The 14518-nt window shown below is 41.3% G+C and carries 12 protein-coding genes; 10 read left to right on the plus strand and 2 right to left on the minus strand.

The features are described 5' to 3' along the window. The 8 genes from walK to rlmN all read left to right on the plus strand — a co-directional run bounded on the left by walK (window position 1) and on the right by rlmN (window position 8587). On the plus strand, window positions 1-1833 hold the full coding sequence (gene walK, locus ACFX4I_RS05600) for a cell wall metabolism sensor histidine kinase WalK (RefSeq protein ID WP_377419572.1): 1833 nt from the start codon (window positions 1-3) through the stop codon (window positions 1831-1833). Then, entirely contained in the window at window positions 1830-3161 is a 1332-nt protein-coding gene (locus ACFX4I_RS05605) for a YycH family regulatory protein (protein ID WP_377419574.1), read from the plus strand. Before walK ends, ACFX4I_RS05605 begins: the two co-directional genes overlap by 4 nt. Further along, window positions 3148-3945, plus strand: a complete 798-nt coding sequence (locus ACFX4I_RS05610; RefSeq protein WP_230300216.1) for a two-component system regulatory protein YycI — start codon at window positions 3148-3150, stop codon at window positions 3943-3945. Before ACFX4I_RS05605 ends, ACFX4I_RS05610 begins: the two co-directional genes overlap by 14 nt. A 6-nt stretch (window positions 3946-3951) precedes the next feature. Continuing rightward, window positions 3952-4746: an MBL fold metallo-hydrolase gene (locus ACFX4I_RS05615; protein WP_230300217.1), complete on the plus strand. Its 795-nt coding sequence runs from the start codon at window positions 3952-3954 to the stop codon at window positions 4744-4746. Window positions 4747-5019: 273 nt separating this feature from the next. Then, window positions 5020-6231, plus strand: coding sequence for a S1C family serine protease (locus tag ACFX4I_RS05620; RefSeq protein WP_377419576.1), 1212 nt, complete (start codon window positions 5020-5022; stop codon window positions 6229-6231). 177 nt (window positions 6232-6408) lie between these two features. Then, window positions 6409-6570, plus strand: a complete 162-nt coding sequence (locus ACFX4I_RS05625) for a CxxH/CxxC protein (protein ID WP_065310847.1) — start codon at window positions 6409-6411, stop codon at window positions 6568-6570. Between the two features lie 388 nt (window positions 6571-6958). Then, window positions 6959-7438, plus strand: a complete 480-nt coding sequence (gene rlmH, locus ACFX4I_RS05630; RefSeq protein ID WP_098370309.1) for a 23S rRNA (pseudouridine(1915)-N(3))-methyltransferase RlmH — start codon at window positions 6959-6961, stop codon at window positions 7436-7438. Between the two features lie 81 nt (window positions 7439-7519). Beyond that, window positions 7520-8587 carry a dual-specificity RNA methyltransferase RlmN gene (rlmN, locus tag ACFX4I_RS05635; protein ID WP_230300219.1) on the plus strand — a complete coding sequence of 356 codons (1068 nt, stop codon included), beginning with the start codon at window positions 7520-7522 and terminating at the stop codon, window positions 8585-8587. A 62-nt stretch (window positions 8588-8649) separates the two neighbouring features. Here rlmN and ACFX4I_RS05640 read toward each other — a convergent pair whose 3' ends face one another. Then, the gene (locus ACFX4I_RS05640; RefSeq protein ID WP_063234288.1) at window positions 8650-8982 is read right to left on the minus strand and encodes a heme oxygenase; all 333 of its coding nucleotides are present in this window, start codon (window positions 8980-8982) and stop codon (window positions 8650-8652) included. 296 nt (window positions 8983-9278) lie between these two features. On the opposite strand from ACFX4I_RS05640, the gene ACFX4I_RS05645 reads away from it, so the two are divergent. Beyond that, the gene (locus tag ACFX4I_RS05645; protein WP_377419578.1) at window positions 9279-10727 is read left to right on the plus strand and encodes a DEAD/DEAH box helicase; all 1449 of its coding nucleotides are present in this window, start codon (window positions 9279-9281) and stop codon (window positions 10725-10727) included. 272 nt (window positions 10728-10999) lie between these two features. After that, window positions 11000-13069 (plus strand): catalase, encoded by a 2070-nt coding sequence (locus ACFX4I_RS05650; protein ID WP_377419580.1) that lies wholly within the window; start codon window positions 11000-11002, stop codon window positions 13067-13069. Window positions 13070-13134: 65 nt separating this feature from the next. On the opposite strand, the gene pepT is transcribed toward ACFX4I_RS05650, so the two are convergent. Further along, window positions 13135-14370 carry a peptidase T gene (pepT, locus tag ACFX4I_RS05655; protein WP_377419709.1) on the minus strand — a complete coding sequence of 412 codons (1236 nt, stop codon included), beginning with the start codon at window positions 14368-14370 and terminating at the stop codon, window positions 13135-13137. Window positions 14371-14518: the final 148 nt, after the last annotated feature.

Consider the following 14518-nt stretch of genomic DNA (forward strand, 5'->3'; position numbering starts at 1 on the left):
ATGAAAAAGGTTGGTTTTTTTCGCTCAATCCATTTTAAATTTGTTCTGATTTATGTATTGCTCATTTTCGTAGCAATGCAAATAATCGGGGTGTATTTTGTTGGGGAATTGGAAGAAAATCTTGTCGGGAACTTTACGAAATCAATAAAAGGTCACGTTAACCTGCTTACCTACAGCATTGGTGAAGAAATGGAAAAAGAGAGGGGAGAGGAAGATCCGACCCTCGAAGAAGCGATCGATACGATACTGAAAGACCGGGATAATTCATCGAATGATATTTCGGAAGTACGTGTCATCGACACCCGCAGCAGACGCGTGATCGGGACTTCAGCCCCAAGCAACCAGGATATTGTAGGGAAGAAGACAACAGAGGTCCTTATTAAGAATACGCTCACTTTTGGAAAAGAAGATAGTGATGTATTTCGCGATCAGAAAACAGGCAGGCGGCTCTGGGTCCTTTCAACACCCATTGAAGCAAATGGGGAGGTCATTGGCGCCGTCTATGTAATAGCAGAGATGGAAAATGTCTTTGAGCAGATGGATGAAATCAATAGTATCTTCATGACGGGTACTGCCATAGCCTTGGCCATTACGGCCATCTTGGGAATCCTGCTCGCACGGACGATCACAAGGCCAATGTCCGATATGAGAAAACAGGCCCTGGTGATGGCGAAAGGGAATTTCTCCAGAAAAGTTAGGGTATATGGCGATGATGAAATAGGCCAGCTTGCCGTCACTTTCAATAATTTGACCAAAAAGCTTCAAGAGTCGCAATCAAGCACAGAAGGAGAGCGGCGTAAGCTATCATCTGTCCTTGCCAATATGACCGATGGCGTAATTTCAACGGACAGGCGCGGTCGGGTGAACTTGATTAATGAACCGGCGGCACAATTATTGAATGTCTCGAGTGAAACCGTCATGAACCAACCGATCATTGAGGTTTTGGGTCTTGAAGAAGAATATAAATTCGAGGATTTACTGGAAGAGCGAGAGTCCATTATCCTTGATTACAGCAAAAAAAATCGGCCTTTCGTTTTGAGGGGGAACTTTTCGGTCATTCAAAAGGAAACGGGATTCGTCAATGGTTTGATTACTGTTTTGCATGATATAACAGAGCAGGAAAAAATCGAGAGCGAGCGCAGGGAGTTTGTTGCCAATGTATCACATGAACTGCGAACTCCGTTAACGACGATGAGAAGTTACCTGGAGGCATTGGCTGAAGGTGCATGGAAGGACGAGGAAATCGCTCCATCCTTTTTAAGCGTGACCCAAAATGAAACGGAGCGAATGATCAGGCTTGTTAATGATCTGTTACAGCTTTCGAAAATGGACAGTAAAGATTACAGGCTTAAAACGGGCTGGGTGAATTTCAATAAATTCTATGACCACATCATCGATCGTTTTGAAATGACGAAAAATGATGACATCACGTTTAAACGTGATTTGCCGAAGGAAGCTTATTTTGTGGATATTGATGAAGATAAAATCACCCAGGTTCTCTATAATGTAATCTCCAACTCATTAAAGTACTCACCTGAAGGGGGTCAAGTGACTTTCCGCGTCAGGGCATCTGATGGCTTTATCATTGTGAGCATTACAGATCAAGGAGTGGGTATCCCGAAAAACGTCATTGATAAAATATTCGACCGCTTCTACCGTGTGGATAAAGCAAGGGCCCGTAACTTAGGCGGGACAGGGCTTGGTTTAGCGATCGCAAAAGAGATGGTCGTGGCGCATGGCGGGAAAATATGGGCGGAAAGTGTGGATGGAAAAGGAACTACTGTGTTCTTTACACTTCCTTACGAACAGGAAGAAGAGGATGATTGGTCATGAATTTTGAACGTGCAAAAAGTATCATACTGATTATTTTGGTTGGGACAAGCATTTTTTTGACATGGAGCATTTGGACGTACGAGCCTGAATATGATCTATTTGAACAATCGTCGGAATTTATAAAGATTAAAAGCGATGTCCAGATTGTCAGTGATGTCATTAAACCAGTCAGTATCCTTTTCCATGGCAATGGGCAGCATTTCCAGACTTCCAATCCGGTAGAAATAAATGAAATGGAAAAAGAATTTTTGCAATGGCGTTTCAGCGGCATAAAAGAGGTATCCGTAAAAAGGCTGCAAAGGAAATTTGACGATTTTGTCCATGAAGATGGGTCGATTGAAATAGAATTTGCCGATGATATACCCATCGCTCTTTATAAAACGGTATTGAAAATAACGGATACGGAAGTGCCTGGATTTTCATTCGATCGAATCATCATTAAACAAAAGGATATCAGTGGTAATGAATCTGCCGTTTATTTTGTTTCCTACGATCAAGAGAAGATTTATCAAGGGATGGTCGACTCTAAAAAACTAAGGAATTTCATGGATTCATTTTATAGGGGTTCATACGATAAGCACCCTGAATACACGGCCGAAACGATAAACAGCAAAAGGACGCTGTTCGTCCCGGAAAACCCAGTGGAAATCAACAGACTTGAATATTATATTGACTATTTGGATATTGGAAACTTGAAAAATGCGTTATTTACTTATCCGAAGTTCGTACGCCAGGAACCCGTTTCGGTCGGTGAGGAATACACGGATGGAACAAGACTTATGACGGTCAATAAAGAGAATTACTTAATTTCTTATATCAATCCGGCACAAAAGATCAAGTTATTTGGCAATTCCAGTGACCTTTTGCAAAAAAGCATTAATTTCATCAATGATCATGACGGTTGGGAAGATAACAATTACCGCTTTGCCTATATGTCAGAGAATGAACAACGAGTGGTATTCCGCTTATTCGTAAATGGTTATCCGGCCTTCAATGAATCCGGAATGACAGAAATCGAGCAAATTTGGGGAAAAGAAGAAATTTATAGCTATGACCGCCCGTACTTTTCACTTGCCTCAGTCCTTCCGTCTGAAGGGTCGGAAATGACTTTAAAAAGTGGCAGAGAAGTCTTGAATCAGTTGAAATCGAAAGATAATATCGATTTCAAAAGCGTGGAGGACATCTCGATTGGTTATAGATTGAATAAATCCCTCGATTCCAAACTTGTAACTCTAGTTACACTCGATCCCACTTGGTATTATCGTGTAGGCGATAAATGGTTTATTGTGCCTTTTGAAGAAGGAGGCGATCAAAGTGGATTGGAATAATACAAAGTCGATATTCATCATGGTTTTCTTCATTTTGAATATTTTTCTTCTTTATCAATTCCTGGAAAAGATTAATGACTCCCAATTAGAAAGCTTTACGGAGCCCCTTACGGATGAACTTTTGAAAGAAGATGAGATTTCAATAGAAACCCCACTTCCGAAACAAAAGTTGAAGGATCAATTCCTGATTGCCCAAAGCAAGAATTTCGAGAAGAAAGATATACAGCACCTAAAGAATCAAAAAGCAAAAATTATCGATGATAATAAGCTTGTAGGTACATTTAAGATACCGGTTGGCATGAAAGCGGAAATTAATGCTGCAGACCTTGATATATTCCTGAAGGAGTATATTTTAAATGGAAGTGAGTATCATTTTTGGAGCTATGATGAAATCAACCAGACCATCATCTGCTATCAAGTGGCAGATAAAAAGATGTTTTATAATAATAGTAAGGGGAAGGTCACTTTATATCTGAACAAGAAGGGTGAAATCGTTTCCTATGAACAGATGTATTTAGAGGGAATCAAAAAATTCAATAAACCTAAAGAATTGGTATCTGCTTTAAATGCTATTGGAGCATTGTATCAGAATGGTGATATTGATCCCAAAAGCAAAGTCACGAATGTGAAACTGGGCTTTTATAATTCGCTGCAGACGACATCTGTGTCACATTTACTTGTGCCAACATGGTGGGTGGTCATTGATGACGAAACGGATCTCTTCGTGAATGCTTTTGATGGAGAGGTCATTGAATTGAATACAGAAGAAAAAATACTGGAGTGAGTAAAGATGACAATGCATTTTAGTGTTCTCGCAAGCGGGAGTACAGGAAATGCCTTTTTCGTGGAAACGGAGGATCAATCATTCCTTGTCGATGCCGGCTTAAGCGGTAAAGCCCTGGAAGCATTGTTTCAGGATATAGGCCGTGATATGTCGAAGTTATCCGGTATCCTTGTTACCCATGAACACAGCGACCATATTAAAGGTCTTGGCGTGGTTGCCAGAAAACATAAACTCCCGATATATGCGAATGCAAAAACATGGAATGCCATGGATCGATCAATCGGTGAAATTGCAACCGAACAAAAATTCACATTCGACATGGAACAGGTCAAAACGTTCGGCAGTCTTGATATAGAATCTTTTGGCGTTTCACATGATGCGGCAGAGCCGATGTTTTACGTCTTTCATCATGAGGATAAGAAACTTGTGGTCATTACCGATACAGGGTACGTAAGTGATCGGATGAAAGGAATCATCTCGAATGCCGATGCTTACGTATTTGAAAGTAACCATGATGTGTCCATGCTGAGGATGGGAAAATATCCATGGAGCATCAAGCGCCGGATTTTAAGTGATGTCGGACATGTTTGTAATGAAGACGCTGCCCTTGCAATGAGTGAAGTGGCAGGTGATAAGACCAAGCGGATTTACTTGGCCCACTTAAGCCTTGATAACAATATGAAGGATCTAGCAAGAATGTCGGTGGAACAGACGTTAAAGACAAAGGGGATCATCGTTGGCGAACAATTTTCCTTATATGATACTGACCCGAAAAGACCAACGGAACTTGTTACGTTATAAATAAAAGGAATGGATGAGGGATGCCTTGTTCATTCCTTTTTTATTTTTAAAAATTTCGATTCGTAAGTTACGAATCGGATTAAAAGGGGAATCGTTTGGTTAGAACTGTATAGGTAAAAGGAAAAGGGCTGTATACTGGTCAATTTTACGTTTCCCCTTAAATAAAAGCATTCATTTTTTTAGAAAAAATTCGGTAATTGAGTATAATTGAAGGAGGATACCAAACAATAGAATTGCTATAATTCATACCTAAAATGAGAGGATGGGGCGGTCTTGGGTTATTATGATCAGAATGATGAGAACCAAAATAAACGGAAAAAAGGCCATTTGGGCTATTTTCTAGCAGGCTTGGGGGGCGTCATCATCGGGGCCTTACTTATGTTACCGGGAAGCGGGCTGTTAAATAACGATGATAACGAAATTACAACGGAAAAATCAACGGGGAGTGAGTCCACGGAGCAGGCCCAGCAAAACCTTACAGTTGATGTAACAAGTGCCGTCACCAATGCCGTTGATAAGGCCAGCGACGCAGTGGTCGGGATCACTAACATTCAGGAAACGAACTTCTGGGGTCAAGGGAACAATGCAGAGGACAGTTCGGCAGAAGCCGGCACTGGTTCTGGAGTCGTCTACAAAAAAGATGGCGGCAAGGCCTATATCGTCACGAATAATCACGTCATTGAAGGCGCTAATGAACTGGAAGTGACATTAAGTGATGGCACTAAATTGCCAGCTGAACTGCAAGGTAGTGACCCATGGACGGATTTAGCCGTCATTGTCGTGGATGGTGATAAAATCAAAACCATTGCTGAATTCGGAAAATCCGGCAAATTGAAACCTGGTGAGCCCGTAATTGCCATTGGCAATCCATTAGGCCTCCAATTCTCTGGATCGATCACACAAGGGATCATCTCCGGTTTGGAGCGTACGATAGAGGTGGATATCAATGAGGACGGACAAGTGGATTGGAATGCGGAGGTCATCCAGACCGATGCGGCGATTAACCCAGGTAACAGCGGGGGGGCACTCGTTAATATGTCAGGGCAGGTCATCGGAATAAATTCGATGAAGATTGCGGAAAATGCAGTGGAAGGAATCGGTCTATCCATTCCGATCGATTCAGTTATACCGATTATTAATGATATAGAGGAATTTGGTGAAGTGAAACGTGCCTTCTTGGGTGTGAATTTGGCATCTGTAGAAGAGATTTCCCAATACCATCAACAAAATACATTAAAGTTACCAAGGAAAGTTACATCTGGCGTTGCAATAACAGGCGTTCAAAGCAACTCTCCAGCATCCAAAGCAGGATTGAAGGAATTTGACGTCATTGTCGGAATGGATAATGAAAAAATTCATGACGTTGTGGAATTACGAAAATACCTTTACAACGAAAAGAAAATCGGTGATAAAGTTAAAATCATTTATTACCGTGACGGAAAGAAAGAAACTACGGAAGTCAAACTTTCAAGCAGCGAAATTTAAAAGCAAAAAAGGACAGGGGGCAGAAAATGCTTCCTGTCCTTTCTATTTCCTTGCGATTTTCTTATTTTTTGTTACGATTACCTGTGGATATATACTTAAATTAAAAATCTCAAGTAACTTGTGGATAATTGGGAATAGAAGTACTGGGAATAATGAGTGGGAAAGGAGATATGAAAGATGAAATTATATTGCTGTCAGGAACACGTGGACATGGCGCTGGATGAAGTGGTATACGAATGTGAAACCTATCCGGTTTTAACGCTGGTTCCCGAAGAAAATCAGTTATCAACAACCTGTGAATATTGTCGAAACGTGGCAATATATCTAGTAGGGAACTAATATTCCCATACAACATGTGGATAGATTTTGTGGATATGTGGATAACTTTTGTGGATAACATGTTCGTAACCTGTTCTTAACCTGTTCTTAACATTTTCCGAAGAATGAAGCGGCGGGTGGAATGGTTTGGATTCAAGCTTTTGGTTGTACGAATAATCAACATAATTCTTATCGGATCTGAACTAAGTCCAGCCCAATTTCTTCAATACACATTAAAAAATAATGAAAGTTACCGTTGCCGCTTTCAGGGGCAGCGGTTTTTATTTTAAATGCATTAAAAATTGGAAAGGATATGCTTGTTTTGCTTATAGGTCACTGTAAGGTATGATAATAGGTAGGCAAATCCAACAATTGATAGTAAAAACATAATGAAAGCTAGAGGATATATATGAAAATAACGATTATTACTGTTGGCAAGCTAAAGGAAAAATACTTAAAGCAAGGAATTGCTGAATATACAAAAAGGTTAAGCGCCTATGCTAATATAGAACTTGTCGAAGTACCGGATGAAAAAGCTCCGGAGAACCTGAGTGCAGCGGACATGGACATTGTAAAGCAAAAGGAGGGTGAACGAATCCTGGCGAAAGTCAGCCCGGACACCTACGTAATAACGCTTGAGATCAATGGAAAACAGCTTACTTCAGAGCAGCTGGCCACTCATTTGGATCAGCTCGCCACCTATGGAAAGAGCAAAATTGCCTTTATTATTGGCGGGTCGCTTGGGCTTGGCACTGAGGTGTTATCAAGAAGTGATTATGCCCTTTCCTTCTCGAAAATGACCTTTCCGCATCAATTAATGAAACTGGTTCTAGTGGAGCAAATATATCGGGCTTTCCGGATAAATAGAAATGAACCATATCATAAATGATGGAACTAATTCCGGGGGAATTCCCCGTAAGGTTAATGGGTTAAAATATTAAATCTTAATGTAAGGAAAAGAGGGTAACGAATGAATAAAGAGTCCATTTATGGTTTAACATTCGAACAATTGACATTATGGCTTTCGGACCATGGCCATAAAAAATTCAGAGCTTCCCAAGTCTGGGAGTGGCTTTATAGAACACGTGTGACGAATTTCTCTGAAATGACGGATGTTAATAAAGAATGCATAAAATTACTTGAAGAGCACTTTGTCATCCAGACGTTGACTGAGCACGTTAAGCAGGAATCAGCGGATGGCACGATCAAGTTCTTGTTTAAATTACAGGATGGAAACCTTATAGAAACGGTCATGATGAGACATAAATACGGAATTTCGGTTTGTGTCACCACCCAAGTGGGCTGCAATATTGGCTGCAGTTTCTGTGCCAGTGGTTTATTGGCCAAAAGCCGTGATTTATCCAGCGGCGAAATAGTGGAACAAATCATGAACGTTCAACTGCATTTGGATAAATTGGAACAAGAGGATGTTGTAAGCCATGTTGTTGTAATGGGTATTGGTGAGCCGTTCGATAACTTTGAAAATATGATAGACTTTTTGAAGGTACTCATGGATCATAAGGGTCTTGCTATCGCTGCTAGGCGGATTACTGTTTCGACGAGCGGTCTTGCCAATAAGATTTATGAATTCACCGATACCCAATTACAGGTGAATCTGGCCATCTCATTACATGCGCCGAATAATGAGCTCAGGACACGAATCATGAAAATAAACCGAGGTATTCCGATAGAAAAATTGATGAAATCTCTTGATTATTATTTAGAGAAAACGAATAGGAGAATAACGATTGAATATATCCTATTGAAAGATGTCAATGACCATCAAGAAGAAGCCGAGCAACTCGCCAACCTTCTTGAGGACAAAAAACACCGGCTCTATGTCAACCTGATTCCATATAATCCTGTAGATGAGCATAGTCAATACCAAAGAAGTGAAAAAGAGTCCGTTCTCTCGTTTTATGATACGCTGAAAAAGAGAGGCGTAAATTGTAAAATCCGCCAAGAACATGGAACGGATATTGATGCAGCTTGCGGCCAGCTTAGAAGCAAACAAATCAAGAAAGCTGAAGCACAGTAATCACTAAGAGAAAACAACAAAAAGAGGTCGCATATTTCGCGGCCTCTTTTGGCGTGATTTTATTATTTAGCTATTTCCTTTACCGAGGCTACTTCATACGTTGTAAGCTCGCTGCCTAGAATTGGAGATTCTTTTTTTGCTTCACCGGAACCTGGTTCAGGCCGTTTATGTGCAGCTTTGAATGCATCGCTATTTCTCCAAGCAGTAAAGTTATCAAGGTTTTCCCAGTACATATTAACGCTCAGTTCATCGTGATCCGACAAATTCTGCGTTAATAATACTTCAACTTTTACGAAGCCTTCCGTAGTATCAAGTGGACCTGGTGCAGTAAATCCTGGGGCCATGACTGCACCCATCCCTTTTTTGACTCTGATTCTATTCGTTACGATTATCATAAATCAGCACTCCCTTTGGACATCGGTTTAGAAACTACATCCTATTTAGGCTTTTATATCATACATATTTTAGCATATTGAAAGAAGCAGGGTCCATTTTGATTAACTCAGATCATGATATACTGATGACCATTGTTTTAATGAAGACGGATGTTTCATTATATTGAAATAAGGCAATTGAATTTGGTTATTACAAGGTTTATCGATGCATATCGCGTATAATAGAACCTTGTATAAGGAAATTACGATTATGGAAACAATAAAGCAACATACTAAACAACAAAAGAGGCTGTTATATGAATGAATTAAGTTTTACTGATTATACATTAAGCGATGAAATTGTAAGGGCATTAGAAAGCTTGGGATATCAACGTCCGACCGAAGTACAGCGTGAAGTGATTCCAGTGGCGCTAAAAAAGAGGGATCTTGTCGTTAAATCCCAAACGGGAAGTGGCAAGACCGCTTCATTCGGCATACCGATCTGCGAAATGGTCGATTGGGAGGAGAATAAGCCACAGGCGCTTATTTTAACACCGACACGTGAGCTTGCTGTACAGGTAAAAGAAGATATTACGAATATAGGCAGATTTAAAAGGATAAAGGCTACTGCGGTTTATGGAAAACATCCATTCGCACTGCAAAAAGCGGAATTGAAACAAAAAAGCCATGTAGTCGTTGGAACCCCGGGGCGTGTTCTGGATCATATCGAGAAAGGGACCTTCGCCTTGGAACGCCTAACTCATTTGGTTATTGATGAAGCCGATGAAATGCTGAATATGGGCTTCATTGAACAAGTGGAAGCCATTATTAAAGAGCTTCCGAAAGATAGAGTAACCATGCTGTTCTCTGCTACGTTACCTGAGAGTATAAAAAAGCTATGCAAGCAATATATGATGGATCCTTTGGATATTGAAATAAAAGCAAAGGGTTTAACGACGGAGAAAATTGAACATGCTCTCATTGAAGTGAAGGAAGACGATAAGTTTTCCCTGCTTAGAGACGTCACCATCACGGAAAACCCCGATAGCTGCATCATTTTCTGTCGGACGAAAGATAGGGTAGACCAAGTATGTGAACAGCTGCTGGAACTGGAATATCCGTGTGATATGATACACGGCGGCATGCTTCAGGAAGATCGCCTTGCAGTGATGAATGAATTCAGAAGAGGCGAATTCCGCTATTTGGTTGCGACAGATGTTGCTGCACGTGGAATTGACATCGACAATATAACCCATGTGATTAACTATGACCTTCCATTGGAAAAGGAAAGTTACGTACATCGAACTGGAAGAACGGGCCGTGCCGGCAAAAAAGGAAAAGCCATTACTTTTGTGACGCCGTACGAAGACAAATTCCTTGCTGAGATTCAAGGATATATCGGTTTTGAAATCCCTAAGGTGACTGTTCCTTCAAAAGAGGAAGTCTCCAATAAAAAAATGGAATTCGAAGCGAAACTGGAAGCTCGTCCAAAAATCAAAAAAGATAAAAGTGAACAATTGAATAAACAAATCATGAAGCTGTATTTTAATGGCGGCAAGAAAAAGAAAATCAGGGCTGTGGATTTTGTCGGAACCATCGCAAAAATTGATGGAGTGAATGCAGAGGACATCGGGATCATTACGATCCAGGACAATGTTTCTTATGTGGAAATATTGAATGAAAAGGGACCGCTTGTCTTGAAAGTGATGAAAAATACGCAAGTAAAAGGCAAACTTTTGAAGGTTTCAGAGGCTTTTAAGAACTAAAGGTGTTGAATGAAAGAAGCGGGAAGACCGAAATATCGGTCTTCCCGCTTCTTTTTTATATGTTTTCCGTCCCCAGTGTTTCAAAACTGGGGACGAAGAATTCCACCTACCCCAAAATAATCCTACCTACCGTGAAGTTTCTTTTTCTGAATCCTGTTTATCCGTCAAAATAGAGTGGTATATGAGGAAGGATAACGCAATTATTTCGAATCAAATAAATACATACAACACGATTTAATCTGAATACTTAGATATGGAGGGGAATGAGTGGGATGACAAAAGCAAATGAAAACGGAAGAATCGATGAGCAAAGTAAGCAGCGACAGTTGGATCAATATCGAGTGGACGATAATGGGAAAAAGATGACGACTAACCAAGGTTTGCGTATTTCTGAGGATGAGCATTCTTTGAAAGCGGGAACACGTGGTCCAACTTTGATGGAGGACTTTCATTTCCGGGAAAAAATGACTCATTTTGACCATGAGCGTATTCCTGAGCGGATTGTCCATGCCCGTGGATCTGGTGCTCATGGATATTTCCAGGTATATGAACCGATGGCCGAATATACAAAAGCCAAGTTTCTTCAAGACCCTTCAGTCAAGACACCAGTATTCGTTCGTTACTCCACTGTGGCAGGTTCCCGCGGGTCGGCAGACTCGGTCCGTGATGTAAGGGGATTTTCTACAAAGTTTTATACCGAGGAAGGAAACTATGATTTGGTCGGAAATAATATTCCGGTATTTTTTATCCAGGATGCCATAAAGTTCCCGGATTTAATTCATGCGGTTAAACCGGAGCCTCATAACGAAATACCTCAGGCTGCGTCTGCCCATGATACTTTTTGGGACTTCGTCGCCAACAATGAAGAAACCGCTCATATGGTCATGTGGCATCTTTCTGATAGGGCCATACCGAGGAGTTTCCGGATGATGGAAGGGTTTGGTGTCCACACATTCCGTTTTGTAAATGAACAAGGCATGGCCCATTTCGTTAAATTCCATTGGAAGCCTGTACTTGGAGTTAAATCCCTTGTCTGGGATGAGGCACAGAAAATTGCAGGGAAGAATCCTGACTTTCACCGCCAAGATCTGTGGGAAGCGATAGATACCGGAAATTATCCTGAATTTGAATTTGGCGTGCAAATGATTAAAGAGGAAGATGAATTCAAATTCGACTTTGATATCCTTGATCCTACTAAACTATGGCCGGAAGAACAGATCCCAGTGAAAATAATCGGAAAAATGGTTTTGAATCAAAATACGGATAACTTTTTTGCAGAGACGGAACAAATAGCATTCCATCCGGGGCATGTCGTACCGGGTATTGATTTTTCAAATGATCCGCTGCTCCAGGGACGTTTATTCTCCTACACAGATACCCAGCTATCCCGATTGGGAGGACCGAATTTCCATGAGCTTCCGATTAATAGGACGGTTGCCCCCGTTCATAATAATCAACGCGATGGCATGCACCGAATGTCAATAAATCCAGGGCAGGTCAGCTACCACAAAAATTCCCTTGCAGGCAACTCTCCCGAACCTGCTTCGGAAGAGGAGGGCGGCTATGCACATTACCAGGAAAAAGTCGATGGCAGGAAGGTCCGACAACGAAGTGAAAGCTTCAAGGATCATTACAGCCAGGCTAAATTATTTTGGAATAGCATGACGGAAGTGGAGAAAGAGCATATTATTCAGGCTTTCCACTTTGAAGTGGGAAAAGTGAAAAGTAAGGAAGTTCAGCAGCAAATCGTCGAGATGTTCAGCAATGTGGATGTCGAACTGGCAAAAACGATCGCTATTGGGGTGGGCGCGAATCCTCCGGCCAACAAAAGTGAGGTCAAAATGGATTTGGCTTCTCCGGCTTTAAGCCAGGAGCAAATGAAAGTGAACACGGCCGCAACAAGGAAAGTGGCAATATTGGCTGCAGATGGTTTCAACGGGTCAGAGGTTAATCAGGTCTTGGAAGCATTTAAATCGGCAGGGATAACGGCTGAAATCATCAGTCATAATCGTGGAGTGATTACAAGTTCTGAAGGACAGCAGGCCGAGGTGAATCAGACATTCCTGACAGCCGATTCGGTACTTTTCGATGCAGTATATGTGGCAGGAGGCCAGGAGAGCATCGATGCTTTAAAGGCATCAAAGGAACCAATTTACTTTGTTGATGAAGCCTACAATCATTTCAAAGCGATTGGTACGGGAAAAGAGGGGGCCGAGATCTTATCGAAGGCAGGCATCGTTTCCAATGATCCAGCCTCAGGCATTGTAGCTGTTACGGATAAAAATAGTGGTACCGCCTTTATCGAAGCGATTGCCAAGCACCGTCACTGGAATCGCGCTTAATATTGGATGAAAAACCCCCAGACCTGGAGTCGGGGGGTTTTTCAATAAAGACATTTCGTATCAAGTTACTTTGCTTTTTCTTCAAAAAGCGATGCAATGCCAACGATCACCTTAGTGGCCAGGATCATATTATCGACGGAAATAAATTCATATTTGCCATGAAAGTTCTCCCCGCCCGTAAAGATGTTGGGTGTTGGCAGGCCCATATACGATAATTGAGAACCGTCCGTACCACCGCGTATTGGCGAAATTTTCGGTTTTATATCGAGTTTCTCCATTGCTTCGTGGGCAATATCCACGATTTCCTTCACGGGCTCAATTTTTTCCTTCATGTTGAAGTATTGGTCGTGTAATTCAAGCTGGATACGGTTTTGCCCATATTTTTCTTTTAAATCTTCGATTACTTTTGTTATATATTCTTTGCGATCATTAAATTTTTGACGATCGAAATCCCTGATGATATAAGAAAGCTTGGTCTCTTCCACATCACCGTGAAATGAAATCAGATGATAAAATCCTTCGTAATCCTCCGTATATTCCGGTGCTTCTGCCACTGGGAGTTTATTATGGAATTCCATGGCGATTTTGGCCGAGTTGACCATTTTTCCTTTAGCCGTACCAGGGTGAATATTCGTCCCTTTGATCAGGATTTTGGCCGATGCTGCATTGAAACTCTCATATTCAAGTTCTCCAAGTGGTCCACCGTCCACGGTGTAGGCAAATTGGGCATCAAAAGCATCTACATCAAACTTATGGGGTCCCCTGCCGATTTCCTCATCGGGAGTAAAAGCAACACGGATTTTTCCATGCTTGATTTCCGGATGCTGGATCAAATAATCCATGGCAGTCATGATTTCGGCAATTCCAGCCTTATTATCTGCTCCCAACAGGGTTGTCCCATCCGTTGTAATCAAGGTATGCCCTTTATAGTTCTTAAGCGAAGGAAAATCATCAGGTGAAAGAATGACATCCAATTTTTCATGTAAAGTAAGATCTTTGCCATCATAGTTGTCAATGATTTGCGGCTTTACATCTTTTCCAGTGAAATCCGTTGCTGTATCGACATGGGCCAAGAAACCGATTGTCGGGACATCCTTATTTGAATTGGCTGGCAATGCTGCCATGACATATCCGTTCTGATCAATTGTCACTTCCTTCATCCCAATGGATTGAAGTTCCTTGACCAATGCATTTGCCAAGGTCAACTGTCCGGGTGTAGAAGGGCATGATGGATTTTCCTCATTCGATTGGGTATCCACTTTCACATAAGAAGTGAATCTTTCAATGATTTCATTTTTCACTTTTCCTTCAACTCCTTTTTCCCTTATCTTACCATGATTGACTGAAATGGAAAAATTATCTTTCTTCATGTGACATACAGACTTCAAATCTTCAAGGGTGGTGCCGTCAGCAAAGAACAGCATATCCGCAAATGACATGCCGTTCTTT

This window comes from Peribacillus sp. YIM B13472 (genome assembly GCF_042788005.1).
GTDB classification, from domain to species: Bacteria; Bacillota; Bacilli; order Bacillales; family DSM-1321; genus Peribacillus; species Peribacillus simplex_E.